This window comes from Priestia megaterium, from assembly GCF_041941685.1.
Taxonomy (GTDB): Bacteria; Bacillota; Bacilli; order Bacillales; family Bacillaceae_H; genus Priestia; species Priestia megaterium_C.
In genome coordinates, this window is sequence record NZ_CP130958.1 from 1932315 (window position 1) to 1954417 (window position 22103).

At 36.4% G+C, this 22103-nt stretch carries 15 protein-coding genes and 2 pseudogenes; 12 read left to right on the plus strand and 5 right to left on the minus strand.

Features of this window, described 5'->3' with window-relative positions:
- The first annotated feature begins 35 nt into the window (after positions 1-35).
- The 5 genes and pseudogenes from kdgD to Q5794_RS09970 all read left to right on the plus strand — a co-directional run bounded on the left by kdgD (position 36) and on the right by Q5794_RS09970 (position 6299).
- On the plus strand, positions 36-968 hold the full coding sequence (gene kdgD, locus Q5794_RS09950; RefSeq protein ID WP_041816538.1) for a 5-dehydro-4-deoxyglucarate dehydratase: 933 nt from the start codon (positions 36-38) through the stop codon (positions 966-968).
- A gap of 39 nt (positions 969-1007) precedes the next feature.
- Positions 1008-2473: pseudogene (gene gucD, locus Q5794_RS09955) on the plus strand (alpha-ketoglutaric semialdehyde dehydrogenase GucD).
- A gap of 119 nt (positions 2474-2592) precedes the next feature.
- The gene (locus Q5794_RS09960) at positions 2593-3966 is read left to right on the plus strand and encodes an MFS transporter (RefSeq protein ID WP_192997785.1); all 1374 of its coding nucleotides are present in this window, start codon (positions 2593-2595) and stop codon (positions 3964-3966) included.
- Positions 3967-4001: 35 nt separating this feature from the next.
- Complete coding sequence (gene gudD / locus Q5794_RS09965; RefSeq protein WP_374989048.1) at positions 4002-5375, plus strand: glucarate dehydratase; 1374 nt, start codon at positions 4002-4004, stop codon at positions 5373-5375.
- Between the two features lie 219 nt (positions 5376-5594).
- Positions 5595-6299, plus strand: a complete 705-nt coding sequence (locus Q5794_RS09970; RefSeq protein ID WP_013056598.1) for a FadR/GntR family transcriptional regulator — start codon at positions 5595-5597, stop codon at positions 6297-6299.
- A gap of 574 nt (positions 6300-6873) precedes the next feature.
- Here the strand turns inward: Q5794_RS09970 and Q5794_RS09975 are convergent.
- The 3 genes from Q5794_RS09975 to Q5794_RS09985 form a co-directional block, all read right to left on the minus strand.
- On the minus strand, positions 6874-8013 hold the full coding sequence (locus Q5794_RS09975) for a hypothetical protein (RefSeq protein WP_374989049.1): 1140 nt from the start codon (positions 8011-8013) through the stop codon (positions 6874-6876).
- Between the two features lie 898 nt (positions 8014-8911).
- A complete protein-coding gene (locus tag Q5794_RS09980) occupies positions 8912-9658 on the minus strand; it encodes a hypothetical protein (RefSeq protein WP_374989050.1) in 747 nt (248 codons plus the stop codon).
- A gap of 422 nt (positions 9659-10080) precedes the next feature.
- On the minus strand, positions 10081-10341 hold the full coding sequence (locus Q5794_RS09985) for a hypothetical protein (protein WP_374989051.1): 261 nt from the start codon (positions 10339-10341) through the stop codon (positions 10081-10083).
- 365 nt (positions 10342-10706) lie between these two features.
- Here Q5794_RS09985 and Q5794_RS09990 point away from each other — a divergent pair, with 365 nt between their 5' ends.
- Positions 10707-11057: a VOC family protein gene (locus tag Q5794_RS09990; protein ID WP_214986924.1), complete on the plus strand. Its 351-nt coding sequence runs from the start codon at positions 10707-10709 to the stop codon at positions 11055-11057.
- Between the two features lie 334 nt (positions 11058-11391).
- On the opposite strand, the gene Q5794_RS09995 is transcribed toward Q5794_RS09990, so the two are convergent.
- Positions 11392-12483 (minus strand): AI-2E family transporter, encoded by a 1092-nt coding sequence (locus Q5794_RS09995; RefSeq protein ID WP_016763781.1) that lies wholly within the window; start codon positions 12481-12483, stop codon positions 11392-11394.
- A gap of 109 nt (positions 12484-12592) precedes the next feature.
- On the minus strand, positions 12593-12787 hold the full coding sequence (locus Q5794_RS10000; protein WP_057243906.1) for a twin-arginine translocase TatA/TatE family subunit: 195 nt from the start codon (positions 12785-12787) through the stop codon (positions 12593-12595).
- Positions 12788-13298: 511 nt separating this feature from the next.
- Here Q5794_RS10000 and uxaC point away from each other — a divergent pair.
- The 6 genes and pseudogenes from uxaC to Q5794_RS10030 all read left to right on the plus strand — a co-directional run bounded on the left by uxaC (position 13299) and on the right by Q5794_RS10030 (position 21788).
- Positions 13299-14720, plus strand: coding sequence for a glucuronate isomerase (gene uxaC / locus Q5794_RS10005; RefSeq protein WP_214986923.1), 1422 nt, complete (start codon positions 13299-13301; stop codon positions 14718-14720).
- 47 nt (positions 14721-14767) lie between these two features.
- Positions 14768-16150, plus strand: a complete 1383-nt coding sequence (locus Q5794_RS10010; protein WP_214986922.1) for a glycoside-pentoside-hexuronide (GPH):cation symporter — start codon at positions 14768-14770, stop codon at positions 16148-16150.
- 102 nt (positions 16151-16252) lie between these two features.
- Entirely contained in the window at positions 16253-17266 is a 1014-nt protein-coding gene (locus Q5794_RS10015) for a LacI family DNA-binding transcriptional regulator (RefSeq protein WP_374989052.1), read from the plus strand.
- A gap of 116 nt (positions 17267-17382) precedes the next feature.
- The gene (locus Q5794_RS10020; RefSeq protein WP_374989053.1) at positions 17383-18846 is read left to right on the plus strand and encodes a tagaturonate reductase; all 1464 of its coding nucleotides are present in this window, start codon (positions 17383-17385) and stop codon (positions 18844-18846) included.
- A 12-nt stretch (positions 18847-18858) separates the two neighbouring features.
- A pseudogene (locus Q5794_RS10025) lies at positions 18859-20348 on the plus strand (UxaA family hydrolase).
- A 42-nt stretch (positions 20349-20390) separates the two neighbouring features.
- Positions 20391-21788, plus strand: coding sequence for a glycoside hydrolase family 28 protein (locus tag Q5794_RS10030; protein WP_374989054.1), 1398 nt, complete (start codon positions 20391-20393; stop codon positions 21786-21788).
- Positions 21789-22103: the final 315 nt, after the last annotated feature.

Genomic DNA, 22103 nt, shown 5'->3' on the forward strand with positions numbered 1-22103 from the left:
AAAAATTATCTGAAAATTTATAGGAGGATATGCATGTGAATATGAATAGAAAAGCACCTACAGGAATTTTAGGTTTTCCCGTCGCTCCCCTTAATAACCAAGGAAAATTAGATGAAAAAGCTTTAGAAGCAAATATTCAATTTTTATTAGACGAAGGGTTAGAGGCTATCTTCATCGCTTGCGGTTCAGGAGAATTTCAATCCTTAAATACAAAAGAATATACAGCAATGTTAGAAGTAGCTATATCTGTCGTCAACAGAAAAGTTCCCGTTTACACAGGTGTGGGCGGTAATCTTTCTACAGCTTTAGAATGGGCTCGTATTTCAGAGGAAAAACAGGCAGACGGCTATTTAATTTTACCTCCATACTTAATTGAAGGAGAACAAGAGGGCCTTTACAACTATCTAAAAGCAATCATTGAGCATACAAATTTAAACGCAATTGTTTATCAAAGAGACAATGCCATTTTACAGTTGCCAACTTTAGAAAAACTTACAGAATTAAACCAACTAGTAGGATTAAAAGACGGATATGGAAATATGGAATTAAATATAGAATTAACCCAGTCTTTAAGAAAACGACTAGGCTGGCTAAACGGAATGCCGATGGCTGAAGTAACGATGCCAGCATACGCTCCAATTGGATTTAATTCTTATTCTTCAGCAATCTCTAACTATGTCCCGCACATATCAAGAATGTTTTACAACGCTTTATTAAGTCACGATCAAGAGTTACTAAGTGAACTCTACCAAAATATAATCCTTCCAATTAACGATATTCGCAAGCAAAAAAAAGGATATGCTGTTTCATTGATTAAAGCAGGGATGGAAATTATAGGTTTACCTGTTACAGATAGAGTAAGGCCTCCTATTGTTTCAGTAGATAAAGAACATTACGCACAGCTTGAAAAGATTTTAACACAAGCATTTGATCAATATCCTAAATCCTCTAAACAAGTTTTATCTTAATTAATAAAATGTAAACGCTTTATAAAAAGGAGAGTTCATATGACAATTAGTGTTCAAGACAAACAATACTTAAATTTTATTAACGGAAAAGGTGTTCCATCATCGTCTCAAGAGATGATGGAGAGTCTAAACCCAGCCAATAAGAAAGAGGCTGTAGGATATGTACAAAAATCAACTCTTGAAGATTTAAATCTAGCGATAAAAGCAGCTAAACAAGCTCAAGAAAAATGGAAGCGCTTGTCAGGCGCAGCTCGCGGACAGTACCTTCACAAAGCTGCGGATATTATGGAAAATAGACTAGATGAAATTGCGGAATGTGCTACACGTGAAATGGGAAAAACCTTGGCTGAAACAAAAGGAGAAACAGCTCGCGGAATAGCTATTCTTCGATACTATGCAGGGGAAGGTATGAGAAAAATGGGAGATGTAATTCCTTCTACCGATGCTGAAGCATTGATGTTTACATCTCGAGTACCGTTAGGCGTTGTTGGAGTTATCACCCCATGGAACTTTCCTATTGCTATTCCTATATGGAAAATAGCTCCGGCACTTGTTTACGGAAATACTGTCATAATTAAGCCAGCTACTGAAACAGCTATTACGTGCGCTAAGATTATCGAATGTTTTGAAGAAGCAGAAATTCCAGCGGGTGTAGTAAATATGATTACGGGCTCTGGATCAATCATTGGTCAAGCTATTGCTGAACATCCAGAAATTAATGCGATTACATTTACAGGATCCGATCGAGTAGGCAAACAAATTGGTCAACAGGCTTTCGTTCGAGGAGCTAAATATCAGTTAGAAATGGGGGGAAGAACCCGGTAATTGTAGCGGCGGATGCAGATCTAGATTTAGCAGTAGAAGGTACGATCAGCGGTGCATTCCGTTCCACAGGTCAAAAATGTACTGCGACTAGTCGGGTAATTGTTCAGCATGAGGTATATGAAAAATTCAAACAAAAACTATTAGCAAAAACGAAGGAAATTACCGTTGGAGAAGGGTTAAACGAAGACACGTGGATGGGACCATGTGCAAGCGAAAATCAGTTACAGACCGTATTGTCATATATTGAAAAAGGAAAAAGTGAAGGTGCAACTCTTTTATACGGAGGACGTCAGTTGACTGACGGGGAATATGAAAATGGATTTTACGTAGAACCTACTATTTTTGAAAACGTAGAATCGCATATGACGATATCACAAGAAGAAATTTTTGGCCCCGTAATAGCATTGATGAAAGTAGAATCCATCGAGGAAGCATTAGCACTAGCTAACGATGTTCAATATGGGCTAAGTGCTTCTATTTTCACTACAAATATTTCTCATATGCTTTCTTTTATTAATGAAATGGATGCTGGGCTTATTCGAATTAACTCGGAAAGCGCAGGCGTTGAACTTCAGGCACCTTTTGGAGGCATGAAACAATCAAGTTCTCACTCTAGAGAACAAGGGGAGGCTGCTAAAGAATTTTTCACAGCTACTAAAACTGTTTTTATAAAAAGTTAAATACCTTTATTGTATTATGAACCTTTTACTCTCTTAAAAAGGAGGAAAATTCCTCCTTTTTAAGAGAGATAAACATAGGAAAAGAACAAAACAATAAGAGGGGGATGGAATAGGTGATTATGCAAGCTAAACCAAAATTGGAAGCGGGAAGCAGCAAGAAAAGCCATGTACGCTGGTTTGTCGTATTTATGCTTTTTGTTTTGACAACGATTAATTATGCAGATAGAGCGACGCTGTCCATTGTAGGAGACTCTGTTCAAAAAGAATTAGGCTTAAATTCAGTTTCAATGGGGTATGTTTTTTCAGCATTTGGATGGGCTTATGTAATTGGTCAGCTTCCTGGAGGTTGGTTCTTAGACAAATTCGGATCAAAGACAATCATTGCATGCAGTGTATTTTTTTGGTCTATTTTTACCTTTTTTCAAGGATTTATCGGTTTTTTTAGTGGCGGTGCTGCTATAATTATCTTATTTACGCTTCGTTTTATGGTTGGGTTAGCTGAAGCCCCTTCTTTTCCGGGAAATAGCCGTATTGTAGCAGCCTGGTTTCCAAAATCTGAACGTGGGACAGCCTCTGCGATTTTTAATTCGGCTCAGTATTTTGCACTAGTATTATTTTCGCCTATTATGGCATGGCTTACTCACAGGTTCGGCTGGCATTTTGTATTTATTATTATGGGTGTCTTAGGAGTAATCTTAGCTGCTGTTTGGATGAAAGTGATCTACAGTCCAAGCAAACATCCTCGCATTACAAAAGAAGAATTAAATTACATCCAGCAGGGCGGCGGGCTCATTGATATGGATGATAAAAAAGTAGAAACAAAGAAAAATACTGGCCCAGGATGGAATCAAATTAAACAACTTCTTAAAAGCAGAATGTTGTTAGGTGTTTATATTGGACAATATTGTATTACGACGCTCACGTATTTCTTTTTAACATGGTTTCCTGTTTATTTAGTTCAAGCACGCGGAATGTCAATTTTGGAAGCTGGATTTATTGCTTCTCTACCTGCCATATGCGGATTTTTAGGAGGGGTGTTAGGGGGAATTGTATCTGATTTCTTTTTAAAAAGAGGTCGTTCATTAACTTTTGCACGTAAGACACCTATCGTTATTGGCATGTTGCTTTCCTGTAGCATGGTTGCTTGCAATTATGTAGATGCTGAATGGATTGTTGTAGTAATTATGTCACTTGCTTTTTTTGGAAAAGGCTTTGGGGCATTAGGGTGGGCTGTTGTTGCTGACACTTCCCCTAAAGAAATAGCCGGTTTAAGCGGCGGGCTTTTTAACACATTTGGGAACGTTGCTTCTATTACAACGCCTATTATTATTGGATACATTGTCAATGCAACAGGCTCTTTTAATGGAGCATTGGTTTTTGTGGGCGCTAACGCTCTTATAGCTATTCTCTGTTATCTTCTTTTAGTAGGAGAAATTAAACGAGTAGAACTGAAGAATATCTCCTCAAAGGATGAAAGTACGCTCAATATGTAAGCGGATTCAAAAAACTTAGATCAGGAGTGAAAAGCATGAATAATTATGTTCTTACAAATAGTGAAATTCAAAACGAAAAAAAGTCGACTACGCCTCAAATTATAGATATGCAGGTTATACCAGTGGCTGGGTATGATAGTATGCTGCTTAATCTCAGCGGTGCCCATAGTCCCTTTTTCACTCGAAATATTGTTATTTTAAAAGACAGTACTGGAAGCACAGGGGTAGGAGAGGTACCTGGAGGTGAAAACATTCGTCAAACGCTTGAAGATGCGAAGACATTTGTAGTAGATCAATCAATCGGAAATTATAATAACATCTTAAATACAGTACGTAAAAAATTTGGAGATCGAGATATGTCAGGACGAGGACTTCAAACATTCGATTTACGGACGACCATTCATGCCGTTACTGCACTGGAAGCAGCTTTATTAGATTTAGTAGGGAAATTTCTTAATGTACCAGTTGCAGCATTATTAGGAGAAGGCCAGCAAAGGGAACATGTTGAAATGCTAGGTTATTTATTTTATATTGGAGATCGCAAAAAAACTGACTTGGACTATCTAAGTGGTGAAAATGAAAAAGTGGAGTGGTTTCGACTTCGCCATGAAGAAGCTCTGACTCCCGAAGCAATCGTAAAACTTGCACAGGCAGCTCATCAGCAGTATGGATTTAACGATTTTAAACTAAAAGGCGGTGTTCTTAAAGGTGAGCAAGAAATAGAAGCGGTAGCAGCATTAGCTGAAAACTTCCCTGAAGCTCGAATTACCTTAGATCCTAACGGGGCTTGGTCTTTGGAAGAAGCTATTCAACTATGTAAAAATAAACATCATGTATTGGCCTATGCAGAAGACCCTTGCGGTAGCGAAAATGGATATTCAGCAAGAGAAACAATGGCGGAATTTCGCAGAGCAACTGGACTGCCAACTGCTACAAATATGATTGCTACAGATTGGCGTCAAATGGGTCACGCTATTCAGTTAAACGCTGTGGATATCCCTCTAGCAGATCCCCACTTTTGGACGATGCAAGGCTCGGTTCGTGTGGCTCAAATGTGTCATGAATGGGGTCTTACATGGGGATCACATTCAAATAATCATTTTGATATTTCACTGGCCATGTTCACTCATGTGGCTGCTGCCGCTCCTGGAAAAATAACGGCTATTGATACGCATTGGATTTGGCAAGATGGTCAGCGATTGACAAAAGATCCTTTTAAAATTGAGGGAGGAAGAGTAGCAGTACCTAAAAAACCAGGACTTGGCATAGAGGTGGATTTAGAACGAATCGAGCAAGCACATCAGCTATATAAGAAAATGCAATTAGGAGCACGTGATGATTCAAAAGCTATGCAGTATTTAATTAAAAATTGGAGCTTTGATAATAAACGTCCTTGTCTGGTACGTTAAAAATTTTTTCGAAAATAATTACAGGGTGCTTTTAGCTCGAACAATTCTACGTCTTTGTTCGAGCTTCTGTTTTTTATAATAACGAGCAGTTTAATACATAATCCTATGTAGATAAGAAATAAGAATAGTTAAGAAGTAGTGGTTGGTAATACATAAAAAAACTCTATATGATATAATTAGTCTTACAAATAAACAATATTCAGAAAAGGGTGGATGAAGATGAGTGGTTCGACTAAAAAAGTGTCATTTGAATCCGTTAATCGTAATACGCTGGCAAAACAAGTAGTCGACCGTATTATTCAGTTATTGGTCAGCGGGCAATTAAAGCCAGGAGATAAGCTGCCAACTGAAATGGAGTTATTAGACGTACTGAATGTAAGTCGCCCTGTATTGAGAGAAGCCTTGAGTGCATTAGAAGTACTTGGTGTAATTACACGAAAAACTCGTGGAGGTACGTATTTTAATAACAAAATAGGAGCACATCCTTTTTCCGTTATGTTAGCGTTATCAATCGATAATTTACCTGCAGTAGTGGAGGCGCGCATGGCACTAGAACTGGGCCTAGTAACCATGGCGGCGGAAAAAATAAACGATGATCAATTAAGACAGTTAAAAGAAACGATCGAGGAAATAAAAAAGAGCACAGATAACAATTACGGTGCAGCGGATAAGGAATTCCATCGAATTATTGCTGTTAGCGCGGATAATCCAGTGGTAGAAGGTATGATTAATTCCCTGCTCTTCACTCATGAAAAAACAGATAGCGAAATTACCTTTAGAGAACCAGCACTTACTGTAGAACATCATACCGCTATTTATAATGCGTTAGCTAATCATGACCCCGATGATGCATTCAAGAAAATGTATCATCATCTTAAATATGTACGTGATAAAGTTCTTAAACAATATAATCCTACTAAATAAAAAAAACACACAAAGCAGATGTAAAGAATTTGTTTTGTGTGTTTTTTTATGAAGTTATACAGATACATGAAGTAAGAAAGAGCGTTTCTATTTTAGGGGAGCGCTTTTTTCAGTGAGTTATATATTTTAATTTAATGTATTCGGATATATAAATGCTGTTTATTTGCTGTCCATTGTTTTATAGAAATTACTATATATTTATAAGAGATTAAAAAGACATTAAAAACATTAAAAACATTGTTAAAACTTATATTGGTAAAAGCCTTTTGCTGATTGAGTTTAAAGGGAATTAAGGAATCAAAAAAACTGCACTTAGCTACAAGAATTTTCACGAAAAAATATAGGATTTTTTTATAACAGCCATATTTTCTACGCAGTAGTTCGGAAAATAACGTTTATTTATTGTATTTTTTGTTCGTTTAGTTGATTTTTTTCATGAAAACGAAAATCATTATCATTTAAAGGGATTTATTATAGCTGAGAGATATTTATGTTTTAGTAAGTTAAAGAGAAAGAAAGAATGGAAGGAAAATAGAGTAGAAATGAGTAAAAAAAGGCATAACAAAAAAGAGTATTATAGAGCGTAAATTTTTGCCTGATAATACCCGTTGGCAATTTTGCGGATATACGTAAAGAAGTTTGACTCCATTTCATGCACAAGAGAGCGAAATGCATCCATACTTTCTTCTATGTAAGTTTGTTGTAAGTAACGCTGAACGGACGTTAATGATTTTTCGATTATATCTAAACCAAACTCATGTACAATGGAATGAATATCTTCCTTTTTAATTGAATAATGGCCAAAAGATTTAAAGAAATTCTTAAACTGAGCAAATGCATGCTCTCCACGGATTTTTTCGATTTCTTTTTGTTTTTTACTATCATGAGCACCAGTTAAATTAAAGCTTAAAATAAAACCATCCTTGACTTTTTCAATAATTGATTTTCTTGGCTGCTTTTCTTCTAATAATGTTTTGACACAATCATCTTTTTCTAGCACATCGATACGGAAAATTGCACTCAATTTACTAGCCATTTCTTTAATAGCAGCTTTATAGCCAATGTATTTTGGAAGAATGTGTTTTACCTCGGTGTAAGATAAAAGTGCTTCTGAATCTTTCTTTACGTTTACATCAGATTCGTATACGTACAACGCACGTAAAGCCAGACGCAGCATGTTGATATTTTTAATAGCCAGCAATTGATAAATCACTTCCATCGAAACAGAAGTATAACCACCTTTTGAAGTATAGGTATTGTGATCTTCATCAAGCATTTCAGGATTATATGATATGTTTTGAACATCAGCAGCTTCTTTTATATGTAAATCTAAAAAATCCTCTAAATAGTTGTTTAAAGAAACTTGAATATAGTCTCCCCATAAACGATCCCAGCGAATGATGTCATAGTCTTCTAAAAGCCTGTTATTATTTTGAACGGTCCGAACGGAACATTGGATTGTATTAGCCAGTTCTTGCTCAGAAATAATTGAAATATGACCCTGGCTGTTACATTTGGCTACGTAAGCTAAAATTTGCTTCATCAGAGAACCTGTCCACTTTATATCTACAAAGTTTTTTGCAAGACCAAATGAATGTTTTTCATAGTAATAGCTATTGTCTCGTTTAGTGTTTCTGTTTAAGCCGCTCATGACAATCAGCAGCTTGTTTGCTATAAGGGTGTGCCGTTTTAGTGACAGCTTTTGTACACTCATGTAGTTACCTCCTTTCCAAAACTATATACGTCGTCTTTTACAGTATAGACACAGTCATATAGGCTGTAAAATGACATATTTGCACGGGGAAATGGTGCATTTTTTTAGAAGACTAGTGATACCAAGGGATGAAACACCTATTTACAAGGTGACATATTTGCACGGAGATGTGGAGCAAAAATAGCGTTATATTTCATAAACGTTGATAAAACAGCATTCTTAAGCTAAATGTCGTATTATGACGGATGAAATACACAAAATACGACAAATTCAAAAAAAATTTGATGTAAAAATGACATATTTGCACGGAGAATTGGAGCAAAAATGATAAAAGTAATGATTCAGGCAAGGAAGTGACACATTTACACGGAAAATAGGGACAAAAAAAAGAAAAATGCCCTCTTTAAGACACAAAAAGTTCACATTTTCAGAGGAGATAAACAAACATTTGCAGCGAAAATAGTGTTTTTTTAAGAAAGTGGCATGTTTGCACGGAAATCTGGAGCAAAAAACACTTTTGCACGGAGATGTGGAGCAAAAATTGGAGAAAATGAAGAGAAAAAGTTGCTGTCACAAGAAAATTTATGTAAAAGTGACATATTTGCACGGAAGATTGGAGCCAAACTTATAGTAAATGCAGTATAGAAAGAAAAACAGCACATTCGCACGGGGATCTGGAGCAAAAAACAATTATAAATGCTTTTTTAGACATAAAAAGTTCATAAAATGATAAGGAAGGTGAAGTTTAATAGCTATATTAGCAGGGGAAATAATATGTTTACATGGAGAATTGGAGCAAAAAAACACTTTTGCACGGAAATGTGGAGCAAAAAATGCAGTGATTAATAGTAGATAGATAAAAAGAATGCCCTTATAAAGATTATAAGGGCATTCTTTTTTAGCCTATAGAACTTGTTACGTTTTGATAAATAGAAAGGGGAGCATATTCGTAATCACCGGCTAATAAGTCTTTTACTTCACTTTCTCCCACAGGAATAAAGGTAATCTGAAACACTTGGCCTACTCTTTTATAAGATTGGACAGCTAGTTTTTGTTCGACTAGCTCATCTAAGGCTGTTTCAATTTCGACAAGGTTTTCTTTTTTTCGTCTTTTTCGAAAGCGGACTCTTGTCGAAAAATATAAATAATCTCTTGTGACATTGTATGAAGATTTTGTTTCATAGCAAATGAGACGCTCTTTTTGCATAACGAATAGCAAATGATAAGCGGCGTCTAAACTTAATTTTTCAACTTTATTTTTATAAATACGCACCGTTTGGCGTTGAATATAGTCTCTATATATCACTTCATTGACGTGAATTTCAGCAATTCGCGTTCCGTTCGGCATCGTAGTAATATCCACAAAGTCAAAAATACCATAGGCAATTTTCTTATTATGCTGTATTTTTGTCATGCTGTAGTGCTTCATTTTTGTAATTCTTTCTTCTATCATCTGATAGTTGCGCTTACTATCTGTTTTATAAAGTGCTTTCACAAGGTCACCAATTTTTACGTTAATAATTTTTTGTGTAGCGAACAATTCGTCGCGTTGGCTCATGATCTCTAAAAACACTTTATAATCAAACCGATCTAAATCACTAATTTTATTTCCATTTTCTTCAGCGTATTCTTTTTCTATTAACAATTCGTAATCTGTCCCGTCTTCAGAGTTATAAGTACTTAAGAAATATTCTTTTCCTTCTTTCTCTAATAGGGGTTGCTCGACGAGAAGCTTTGCTCTTGAGTTAGAGAAAAAAGGATTCTCTACAGTTGAAAAAGGGCTCTCAATAATACTATGATTTCCGTTTTGGAAGCTTGGGTCCAGTATAGTCAGCCCAATAATAATAGATATATCCGTATGGATTGCTTTTTCTCGCTGGGTCTTAGTTTTTTGATGAATATAAGGATAATCCGTTAAGAAGAAGCTATCTTCTTGACTCCATTCACGTAGGATACCAATTCGTTTATCAATGACTTCTTCCGGAGATGATACGTTTTCAAACTGTTTGCAAAAGAGTTCTTTTCCATTCGTTTTATAATAAGCCGTTAGCGCTTTGTATTCTCCAATCAGCTCTTTATTCTTCTTAGGTTTTTTTGCTCATAGTCGCGTATAGCAGCATCTAACCATCTGCGTTTCGTACGATTGAGAAAGTCTTTTTTTAAAATCCTCAACGCTTCGTTTACATCTTTATTTTCAAAGTGCTGCTGATAAAGAGGGAGGATGGTGCTTTCTAAATCACCTTTTATACTTTCATTATAAACAGATAAGAGGCGTAATTTAGATACTCTATCAATGACTTCGCGTATGAGTAAAGATGAATAATCCATACACATCTAACCTCCTTAACCTTAAGTTAGTCATTTTAATTCTTAGCTGGATAGTGGCTTTAAATCTATTGTAATGCACGAAAGTTCGATGCTACAAACAAAAGAAGGCTACTATTTATAGTCTATTTTTCATTATACACGTGCAAAGCAGGGGAAGGGGGAGATTTTCTCATTTTCTTTTTTAGTAATCTACATTTGGTCATGAAATATATACATTTGCCGTGTAGCTTATGTATGGAGGATAACCGTGTCCGCAAGACCGCTAATTCTGCTACCGAGTATAGAAAGTATCTCAAAATAAAAGGATATCAGCGATTAAAAGAGAATACGTTGTAAAACTATTAAACCCATACCGGAGGTCATAAATGAACCCTATATTAAATGAAGTAGGCACAGTTTTTATTCCTGTAAAGGACATAAAAAAAGCACGAGACTGGTATTGTGACATACTAGGTTTGATAGCAGATGGAGACATTTTATATGATCATTTATATGTGATACCTATGAATGGAACAGGAATTGTATTAGATAGCAAAACGTATTCAAAAAATACGCTTTTTAAAACGCCAGCTTTTCATTTGAATACAAACGATATCCAAGAAGCTTATGAATATATGAAACAGAAACAAGTAGAGCTAACGACAGGAATTCAACACAATCATTGGTTTACATTTAAAGATCCGGATGGAAATCATCTGATGGTGTGTCAGTGCTGAATCCATGGGAAGATAAAAGACATTAAGACATAACGAAATTACCTCAATCTAAAGACAAACAAATGGGATAAAGGAGTTGAAGCGCTTGTGACACCGCTGTTGAGTTCCGTGCAAGATTTCGCTTTCCGCGGGCAGCCGATGATCCTCCTCGTCCTTCCGCTTTTCACGTAGAAGTCTTGGCCTTGCCCTCCAATCAACAGCTAGAAGCAGCTGCACGAAACTTATGTTCAATATGACAACAAAAAATCCGAACCATTAATCAGATTAATAGTTCGGATTTAACTTCAACTAAAATACTTTTATACCAGCCTCTTTATTGGGTTGCTTTTGCGTTTTACAGCTTGACAGATTTGTTTCTAAATTGAATCATTCTTACAATATTTATCACAATTGTTTTTGTTACAGCATAAGCCGGAATCGCTAAGATCATTCCGAGTATTCCTGCAATATTACCCGCAACAAGCAATAGAATAATAATCGTTAAAGGATGAGTGTTTAATTTCTTTCCAATTACCAGCGGAGAAATAATGTTTCCATCTAGCTGTTGAACGATTACGACGACGATAATTACTAATATCGCTTTTGTAGGAGAGTATAATAAACCTACGATTAAAGCGGGTGCTACGCCAATAAAAGGGCCGACGTACGGGATAATATTAGTAAGGGCTCCTATTAGGGCGAGTATTAATGCATAAGGCAACCCGATGATGAGGTAACCAATGAATGTACTAATACCGACAAACAAACAAACGAGCATTTGGCCTTGAATATAAGTAGCTAGCGTATTTGTTGTTTCTTTCATTGTACGTAACGTTTCTTTTCGGTAAGAAGCAGGAACCATACGCAGCGTATTTTTACGAAGTTTATGGCTGTCTTTAAGCATATAAAAAAGAATGAAAGGAACGGTTACAACCGTAAGTGTAATATTTGTTACGACGCTTAAAACAGATGAAATACTGTTTGTGAGATTCGTAGGTAAAGTAGACGCGTAGTTTAAAAGTGACTCTTCAATATGATCGAGCGACACATATTTTTGTTCAACGAGCCAGTTAAACCATCTTGAGTTAGATAAATCATTTATGTACTCTCTCGTTTCTACAATATAAGACGGAATATTCTTAGCCAAATCAGTTAATTGTTTAGATAAAGTAGGTCCCACACCGCCTACAATAGAAGCAATTACGCCGATAAAAACAACGTATAATAATAAAATGGCCAGTGTTTTTGGCACTTTTTTTCTTGTGAGAAATGACACAATTGGTTCGAATAAAAAGAAAAGAAAACCCGCTACGAGAATAGGGAAAAACAAAGTGGAGATAAACACACCGATTGGTAGGAAAACAAACGAAATATGTTTACAAATGTAAATCAGTAAAGCAATCATTAATAGTTCTAATGTCCAAAAATGCAGTTTCGATTTAAACAAAAAGTTACCCTCTTTCTTTACTATTTTTTACTATCATACATCAAAAAAGAAACCCACTGCACGTGAAAAGTGGGCTTTTTAGTCTGTATAACTTTCATTTACATAAAAATTAGGATTTTTCCTCTTTATCTTCAGTGGTATTCTCTGGAGTTTTTTTGTCGTCATCCTGTATAATTCCTTCCGCCGCATTTTTAAATTCTCGCAGGGAATGTCCAAATGCTCGTCCTATGTCCGGCAATTTACTCGGTCCAAATACAATTAAGGCAGTAATCCCGATTACGACCATGCTTGTTGCTCCTGGCATGATATCCTCTCCTTTAAAAGCAATGAATATATGAAAATTAAAAAGAGATAGTAAATAAAGTGCATGTTTATACTATTCACTTTTCTCTTTAAAATTCCTTTATTTTAAATGATACGAAAATAAGGTGCAGCGGCTATGTATGATTTAAATGCTAGTAGTGATATTTTGCATGCGAAATTAATTATAGCATTAAAGACAGCCGTTCGCCTTATTAACCTTGTATAAGCTCTATGTAAAAAACTTGCTTTAATTTTTATAGAAACATGTCATAAATCCTGGTTTTTTTAAATGAAGAATCAGTATATGAAAATAAAGAGAGAAAAAAATTGAAAAATATAAAGATGAATTGTTGTAAAATTTAGAAATAAGTAATAGAATTAAATAAAATGTTAACGTTAACATTTTTGGTATTGAAGATTATATCTTATTAATATAGTTATCTATAAATAAGAATGTTTATTAATTTATATAATTTTGTTAACGTTAACAAAAAGTGAAGGAGTGAATGAGAATGAAAAAATTTATGGATGACAATTTTTTATTAACAAATGAAACAGCCGCACACTTGTATAATACTTACGCAAAAGATATGCCGATTATTGATTATCACTGCCACTTGAATCCTCAGGAAATTTATGAGAATAAACAGTTTAAAACGTTAACTAACGTTTGGCTAGATGGAGATCACTATAAATGGAGACTGATGAGAGCCAACGGAATTGAAGAAGAAAAGATAACAGGATCAGCGAGTGACTATGAAAAATTTCTCGCGTGGGCTAAAACAGTTCCGATGACAATTGGGAATCCGCTATATCATTGGACGTATCTAGAGTTAAAGCGCTTTTTTGATATTGATGAAATATTAAATGAACATACGGCACCGTTTATTTGGGAAAAAGCAAACGAGAAATTACGCAGCGGTAAGTTTGGTGCAAGAGATCTTATTACACGTTCTAACGTAAAAGTTATTTGTACAACGGATGACCCAACAGATTCATTAGAGTATCATATGAAACTAAGAGATGTGCAAGAGTTTGAGACCCAAGTGCTTCCAAGCTTTCGTCCGGATAAAGGGCTTGAAATCAATCAAGAAGGGTTTAAGAACTGGATTGCAAAGCTGCAAGATTGTTCACATCATTCCATTCACACCTATGAGGATTTGTTAAAAGCTCTTGAAAGTCGAGCTCGTTTTTTCCATTCCATGGGAGGGCGTTTATCTGATCACGCACTAAACAAAATGGTATATACGAAGACTTCGAAAGAAGAAGTTTCGGAGATTTTCTTAAAAGCCTTAAAAGGTGAAGGCGTAAGTACTGAAGAAGAAAGTAAATACAAGTCATATACGTTAATCTTTTTAGGGAAGCTGTATAATGAGCTAGGTTGGGCAATGCAATTTCACCTTCATGCTCTTAGAAACAATAACACAAAAATGTTTCACCAGTTAGGGCCGGATACAGGGTACGACTCGATGTATGACGGACAAATGGCAGAGCCTCTCGTGAAACTTCTTGATCAAATGGACGTACAAAATAGTTTGCCAAAGACGATTTTATATTCGTTAAATCCAAAAGATAATTATGTATTAGCAAGTATAATTGGCAGCTTTCAAGGAGACGGCATCCCTGGCAAACTGCAGCTCGGCACAGCTTGGTGGTTTAATGATCAAAGAGAAGGTATGTTAGAACAAATGAAAGCGTTATCAAACGTTGGGTTATTTAGTCGATTTATCGGTATGTTGACAGATTCCCGAAGTTTTCTTTCATATACAAGGCATGAATATTTCAGAAGACTAGTATGCAGCTTAATCGGTACCTGGGTAGAAGAAGGGGAAGTACCTAACGACCAACAGTTGCTTGAGCAAATTGTAAAAGGAATATGTTATGAAAATGCTAAAGACTACTTTAGCTTCCCAGCCTACACGCTGCAAAATTAAAGACGCAAAACAGTTTAAAGAATTGCAAGGGGAGAAGGGGGATTACCATGAGTGTTGTGGCAACAGAAAGAAAGGTTGAAATAAAAGTAGAAGAGAAAAATCTTAGTGTAAAAGAAAAAATATCTTATGGTATGGGTGATTTTGGTAACGGTTTCATGTTTGATTTAGGGCAGTTGTATTTGTTGAAGTTCTTTACAGATGTGGCAGGCATCCCTGCCGCAGCTGCGGGAGGAATTTTTCTAGTAAGTAAGTTATTTGCGGCAGTTTGTGACCCAATTGTTGGCTCGTCCATTGATTACCGAAAAAACATAGGTGCTAAAGGGAAATTCCGGCCGTATTTACTGTTCGGAAGTATGGTGTTGGCCATTTTAACCATACTGACTTTTATTTCTCCAAACCTTTCACCGGCGGGTAAATTAATTTATGCGTACGCTTCTTATATGATTTGGGGAATTGGCTATTCATTTGTCAATATTCCATACGGATCGCTAGGCGCATCCATGACTCAAAATACTTCTGATCGCACGTCTCTTGCTGCTTTTCGTCAAACAGGATCATTAGGTGCACTGTTTGTAACCAGTATTGCTGTTGTACCGCTCATTCTGTTATTTCCAAATGAAAAAATCGGTTATCCCGTTGTCATGGGAATTATGTCGGTCATTGGAATCATCGCTTTTTATGTATGTTATCGCAATTGCAAAGAACGCATTGTCGTAAAAGAGAGTCCAAAAGAAAAATTATCAGCCAAGTCTATTTTTAAAACGTTTGTAAGTAACAAACCTCTTTTAATTTTAGTATTTATGACGGTATTTACCATTTCAGCTTACAATATTAAATCAGCTATGCTTATTTACTTTGCACAATATAATTTAGGAAATGTTAAACTGATGGCTTACATGAACTTTATTATTATTGGCTCATCCTTTCTAGGAGTCATTATGCTGCCAAAGCTTGTTAGCCGATTTGGAAAAAAGCAGGCGGCAATGATTGGCTTAGGAATCAGTATTGCAGCGGACACAGTAAATTTCTTTATGCCTTCTAACGTCGTAATTTTTACGATTTTAGCAAGTATTGCTTTTATAGGTATCAGCATTCCTAACGGGATTACATGGGCATTTGTATCAGATATCATTGATTATGGTGAATGGAAAACAGGCGAAAGAAAAGAAGGCACAACGTATTCACTGTTCAACTTTTCTCGAAAGCTCGCTCAGTCGCTATCCGGCTTCTTATCAGGTATTGGTTTAGGGTTAGTTGGCTATATCCCAAACGTGGCACAAAAGGCAGGTACATTAGTGGGGATTAAAAGTTTGCTGTTACTATATCCTGCTATTGCTTTATCCATTGCTGCAGTGATTATTGGTTTTATGTATAAGCTAACGGATAAGAAACACGCGGAGATTGTCCAAGATATTCATGCTAGGTCTTAGTCAAAACTGTCATAACATTCACCATTTGCTTATTATTCCTACTAAGTTGTGATATCCTTATAATAAAAATCGATACTGATTCATTAAAGGAAGGTAAATGAAATGGGTGTTACAATTAAGGATATTGCAAAACTAGCAAACGTATCACATACAACGGTTTCACGTGCATTAAACAATAGTCCGCTTATTAAAGAAAAAACAAAAAAGAAAATTTTGGATATTGCAAATACGCTTAACTATATTCCTGATTATCATGCTAAAAATTTAGTACTTCAAAAATCTCATACAATTGGACTGTTTTTTACGAGCATGGCAAACGGTACGTCACCAAGTTTTTTAGTGGATAGTATTAGAGGGGTAAGTAAAGTAATTGATGTTCAGTATAATTTATTTGTAAGAGGTATTGACGATTATGATGATTATACGTATATCAATAATAAACGCTTTGATGCGATTATTTTAATGAGTCAAAGCGACCGTGATAACACTTTTATATATAACGTAGTAGAGAAAGGCATCCCGTTGATTGTGCTCAACCGCCAAGTTGACGATTCATCAATTATTAATATTTTGTCTAATGACAAAGAAGGAGCCTACAAAGCCGGCGAGTATTTGGTTGAATTAGGTCACAGACATATTGCAATCATAGAAGGAATAGAAGGCTTCAAATCAACTCAGCAGCGGAAAGAAGGATTTCTTAACTCGTTAATTGATCATAATGTTTCCATTCGCCAAGAGTATATGATTCAAGGAAATTACGATATGCAAAGCGGATATGAAGGAATGAAAGCACTGTTAAGGTTGAAGCAACCGCCTACTGCTGTTTTTTGTTCAAATGATGATATGGCAATCGGTGCTATGAATGCCGCATTCGAGTCTGGGCTAAACGTACCCAATGATATTTCAATTATTGGATTTGATGATATTGAATTAGCCAAATACACTACTCCTTCACTTACAACCGTTAAAAGACCAATCGAGAAAATCAGCATGACCGGAGCAGAAGCAGTTTTATCATTAATGAACAAAGATGACAAAAATATGCTGCAAAATAAAGTTTTAATTAATACCGAATTAATGGTTCGCCAGTCTGTAAAGTCACGCTCATCTATGTAGCCGGTTATTTAGTATAACCGGCCCAAAAATGTTAACGTTAACATTTTTAGAATTAAAATAATATAAAAAGCTATAAAAGTAACAATGTTAATGCGTGCAAAGAAGGAGATGCTAACATGAAGTTAAACCGTCAGGTGCAAGCTAACACACGTATATACCCAGAAAAAGTTCTGCAGTTTGGAGAAGGCGTATTTCTAAGAGGGTTTGCTGATTGGCAAATTCATCAAATGAACAAACGCAATGCATTTAAAGGCAGTATAGTAGCTGTCAATCCAAGAATCACGGGAAATGCAGGTAAATTGAATAAGCAAGACGGTTTGTTTACGGCTTCTCTTCAAGGAATTCAAGACGGTAAAGCAGTCAAAGAACACGAAGTAATTGAATCTATTAGCCGCGGTCTAAATCCATATGAAGATTATGAGGCGTATATGCAATTAGCGGAGAAAGAAGAGCTAAGATTTCTTATTTCTAATACAACAGAAGCAGGTATCGCATTTTTAGAAGAAGACTGCTTGGAACATGCACCGCAAAAGAGTTTTCCAGGTAAAGTCACGGCATTTCTATATAAGCGGTTTAAAGCTTTTCAAGGAGACCCCACAAAGGGGCTTATTATTCTTCCTTGTGAATTAGTGGAGCGAAACGGGGATTTGTTAAAGAAAATAGTATTACGCTATGCCGACAAATGGAATTTAGAAAAGAAGTTTACCGAGTGGATACACGAAGCAAACGCTTTTTGCTGCACGCTTGTTGATCGAATTGTGCCAGGTTATCCAAATGATGAAAATACGCTCAATGAACTGAGTTATGAAGATGAGTTTTTTGTGATTGCAGAGCCATTTTACTTATGGGTTATTGAGGGACCAGAGTGGGTGAAAGAGGAGTTTCCCGCGGAAGAAGCTGGTTTACATGTGAAATTTGTGAACGACATTGCACCGTATGCGCTGCAGAAAGTCAGAATTTTAAACGGTATTCATACTGCTATGATGCCTGTTGCGTATTTAGCGGAACTAAATACGGTCAGAGAAGCAGTCGAAGATGAAGAAATTGGAACGTTTATTCGAAAGTGTCTATATGAAGAAATTATTCCTAGTTTACCAGTTTCGGAAGAAGAGTCTTTGTCATTTGCTAAATCTGCATTAGAACGCTTTCAAAATCCGTTTATTCATCACGAATTAATGAGCATCTCTTTGAACAGCATGACAAAGTTTAAAACGCGAAACATCCCAACTCTTAAAGAGTACGTTGAAAAGAAAGGAGAGCTGCCTGTCTTGCTTACATTTTCTCTCAGTGCCCTCATTTCTTTTTATAAAGGGAAAAGAGAAGGAGAAAAAATTGAACTATCAGATGACCCTGCAGTTCTAGAAATGTATGAATCTCTTTGGAATACGTATGACGGTACTGAAAAAAGCATTTCTTACATTGTAAAAGAAGTGCTGGGATATAAAGAGCATTGGGGAGAGGATTTAAATATGATTCCTAGCTTAACAGGAGCCGTAACAAATGGAGTCTTAGCTATTGAAACTTTTGGAATGAAACAGGCAATGAAAGAAATTCTCCATGTAACCGCAACTAAACAGTAAGAGGTGAAGCATATGAAAGAAGTAATTCGTATTCATCAGGAAGATAATGTAGCAGTAGCTTTACGAGATTTTTTAGCACAAGAGAACCTTATGGTTGATGGAAAAGAAATTTCTCTAAAAGAAGAAGTGAAACGGGGCCATAAAATAGCTCTTACGTCAATTTCAGCGGGCGGCAACATTATAAAATATGGCTTTCCAATCGGGCATGCGACTCACTCTATTTCACCTGGTGAATGGGTGCATACGCATAACACAAAAACAAATTTAAATAATGTTAACGAATATGAATTTCATCAAAAGTTAGCAACTCCTAAAGAAAAAAACAATCGCTAACGTTTAAAGGATATCGCCGCAAAAACGGAGATGTTGGAATTAGAAATGAGCTCTGGATTGTTCCAACGGTAGGATGCGTCAATGGTATAGCCGAACAAATGATTAAACAGTTTCAAAAAGAAATAGGGGATCTCTCGCCTTTTGAGCATGTAACCGTTCTAAAACACAATTACGGATGTTCTCAGCTCGGTGACGATCACCTTAATACAAGAACCATGCTTGCGAGAATGGTACAGCATCCACACGCTGGAGGAGTTTTAGTATTAGGACTTGGATGTGAGAATAATAGCTTAACAGAATTTAAACAAGCGCTAGGTACAATTGATGAAAGCAGAGTGAAGTTTTTACAATCTCAAGACGTCGAAGATGAAGTTGAGGCAGGAGTCGCTTTGCTAAAAGAAATTTATGCTGCTGCTAAAGACGATAAAAGAGAAGACGTTGATATTTCAAGGCTGAAAGTAGGTCTTAAATGCGGTGGCTCAGATGGGTTATCAGGTATTACAGCAAATCCGCTGCTCGGCAAATTCTCCGACTGGCTTATTGCTCAAGGAGGCACAACAGTTTTAACAGAAGTGCCTGAAATGTTTGGTGCGGAAACCCTGCTCATGGAAAGAGCGGTTGATGAACAAACTTTTAATAAAATTGTTCATTTGGTTAATGACTTTAAAACATATTTTCTCAATCATAACCAGCCCGTATATGAAAATCCTTCTCCCGGGAATAAAGCAGGCGGCATTACGACGTTAGAAGATAAATCACTTGGCTGCACTCAAAAAGCAGGCACGGCCCCAGTCGTAGACGTGTTAAAGTACGGAGGCAGTTTACAAATTAACGGTTTAAATTTACTAAGTGCTCCTGGAAATGATTTAGTTGCCTCAACTGCTTTAGCCGCTTCAGGGTGTCATATTGTACTGTTTACAACGGGACGAGGAACGCCGTTTGGAACGTTTGTGCCCACTATGAAAATTTCCACAAACACCGCTCTTTATAACAAAAAGCCGCACTGGATTGATTTTAATGGAGGAGTGCTGGTTGAAGGCGAAACAGAAGAGGCTACGTTAGAAAACTTTATTGAGTACATGATTGGAGTTTCTAGCGGAGAGCTTGTAAATAATGAAAAAAATGATTTTAGAGAAATGGCCATTTTTAAAACAGGCGTTACTTTATAAATAAGTTGGTTATTAGATTGTTAAACGAAAGGAGAAGAGCTAGTGAAAAAATATGTGCTTTCTTTGTTTGTGATGACTCTTATGCTTGCTTTACCTTTTTCTGCCCAAGGGGAAGCTCTTTCAGCAAGTGAAAAAATAACAGCAGTTAAAGAACAAATTCAGCCTCCTTCATTTCCAAACCGTACGTTCAATGTTAAGCGGTACGGAGCAGCAGGAAATGGAAAGTCTGATTCAACGGCTGCTTTTAAAAAGGCAATCGAAGCGGCTAACAAAGCAGGAGGAGGGCGCGTTGTTGTCCCACCAGGAACTTATGTTACCGGTGCGATTTATTTAAAAAGCAATGTAAATCTTCATATAATGAAAAAAGCTACGATTAAGTTTAGTCAAAATCCTGAAAAATACTTACCTGCTGTTTTAACAAGATGGGAAGGCGTGGAGCTATATAATTATTCACCGCTTATCTATGCTTACAACGAAAAAAATATTGCGATTACAGGAGAAGGTACGTTAGATGGACAGGGGGATAACGAACATTGGTGGCCCTGGAAAGGAAAAAAGGAGTTTGGATGGAAAGAAGGCGAGCCGAATCAACAGCAAGATCGCGATTTGCTGTTTAAAATGGCAGAAGAGAAAGTTCCTGTTAAAGAGCGCGTATTTGGTAAGGAGCACTATTTGAGACCTAGTTTTATTCAGCCTTATCACAGTAAAAATATCATGATAAAAGGTGTAACCATTTTAAATTCGCCAATGTGGCAAATCAATCCCGTCTTAAGCGAGCACATTTTAATTGATGATGTAAAAATTATAGGTCTCGGTCCTAATAATGATGGAGTAGACCCTGAATCGAGTAAAAATGTGCTTATTAAAGATTCTTATTTTGACAATGGAGATGATTGTATTGCGATTAAGTCGGGGCGTAATGCAGATGGAAGAAGAATCAACGTACCAAGTGAAAATATTATTATTGAAGGAAACGAAATGAAAGATGGCCACGGGGGCGTTGTGATCGGCAGCGAAATATCAGGAAGCGTCCAGAACGTATTTGCTCAGCACAATGTTATGGACAGTCCCAATCTAGACCGGGCGCTGCGTATTAAAACAAATTCAGTTCGCGGCGGAACGATTGAAGATATCCACTTTAGCAACAATACGGTCAAAAGCGTAGGCAGTGAAGTGATTCAAATAGACATGTACTATGAAGAAGGAGACACAGGGAATTTTACGCCCGTCGTTCGTAATATCAACATAGAAAATTTGCAAAGCAACGGAGGCAAATACGGCTTATGGATTCGAGCCTATGAACGTTCTCCGGTCACAAACCTAACGATTCGTCATTCTAATTTCCAGCATGTTGCAACACCATTATTAATGGAAAATGTAAAGGATCCTGTGTTTGAAGAGCTTTGTATAAATGGAAGCTGCATGAACACAAACCGGTAAAATGTGTGTTTATAATCAGCTGCAAGTAAAAGGCGGAACAAAAGTATTTTAGCCGAAGAAGTATCCGCACAATTAATCGAGATTATTGATTAATTGTGCGGTCTTTTTTTGTTGTGATGGCGAACGTAGGTTTAATGTGTTAATAATGGTAAAAACCTGCCCTGTAATTTTTACTATTTTATAGATAAGTCAAATGACTCTTACTAATTGATAGATAACATGTATGAAAGAAATGACTTTTGACGATTGTTTTCTAAGCAATTTATTACCTAAATGTGGATATGGGAAGTGTGAGGGAAGATATATAAAAGAATT

Excerpts from the sequence above, each read along its gene's own strand:
- Q5794_RS09985 (WP_374989051.1), bottom strand. The coding sequence starts at position 10,341 with ATGGATTATTCATCTTTACTCATACGCGAAGTCATTGATAGAGTATCT.
- Q5794_RS09970 (WP_013056598.1), top strand. The coding sequence starts at position 5,595 with ATGAGTGGTTCGACTAAAAAAGTGTCATTTGAATCCGTTAATCGTAAT.
- Q5794_RS10010 (WP_214986922.1), top strand. The coding sequence starts at position 14,768 with ATGAGTGTTGTGGCAACAGAAAGAAAGGTTGAAATAAAAGTAGAAGAG.
- Q5794_RS10000 (WP_057243906.1), bottom strand. The coding sequence starts at position 12,787 with ATGCCAGGAGCAACAAGCATGGTCGTAATCGGGATTACTGCCTTAATT.
- Q5794_RS10020 (WP_374989053.1), top strand. The coding sequence starts at position 17,383 with ATGAAGTTAAACCGTCAGGTGCAAGCTAACACACGTATATACCCAGAA.
- Q5794_RS09990 (WP_214986924.1), top strand. The coding sequence starts at position 10,707 with ATGAACCCTATATTAAATGAAGTAGGCACAGTTTTTATTCCTGTAAAG.
- uxaC (WP_214986923.1), top strand. The coding sequence starts at position 13,299 with ATGAAAAAATTTATGGATGACAATTTTTTATTAACAAATGAAACAGCC.
- Q5794_RS09975 (WP_374989049.1), bottom strand. The coding sequence starts at position 8,013 with ATGAGTGTACAAAAGCTGTCACTAAAACGGCACACCCTTATAGCAAAC.
- Q5794_RS10015 (WP_374989052.1), top strand. The coding sequence starts at position 16,253 with ATGGGTGTTACAATTAAGGATATTGCAAAACTAGCAAACGTATCACAT.
- Q5794_RS09960 (WP_192997785.1), top strand. The coding sequence starts at position 2,593 with ATGCAAGCTAAACCAAAATTGGAAGCGGGAAGCAGCAAGAAAAGCCAT.
- gudD (WP_374989048.1), top strand. The coding sequence starts at position 4,002 with ATGAATAATTATGTTCTTACAAATAGTGAAATTCAAAACGAAAAAAAG.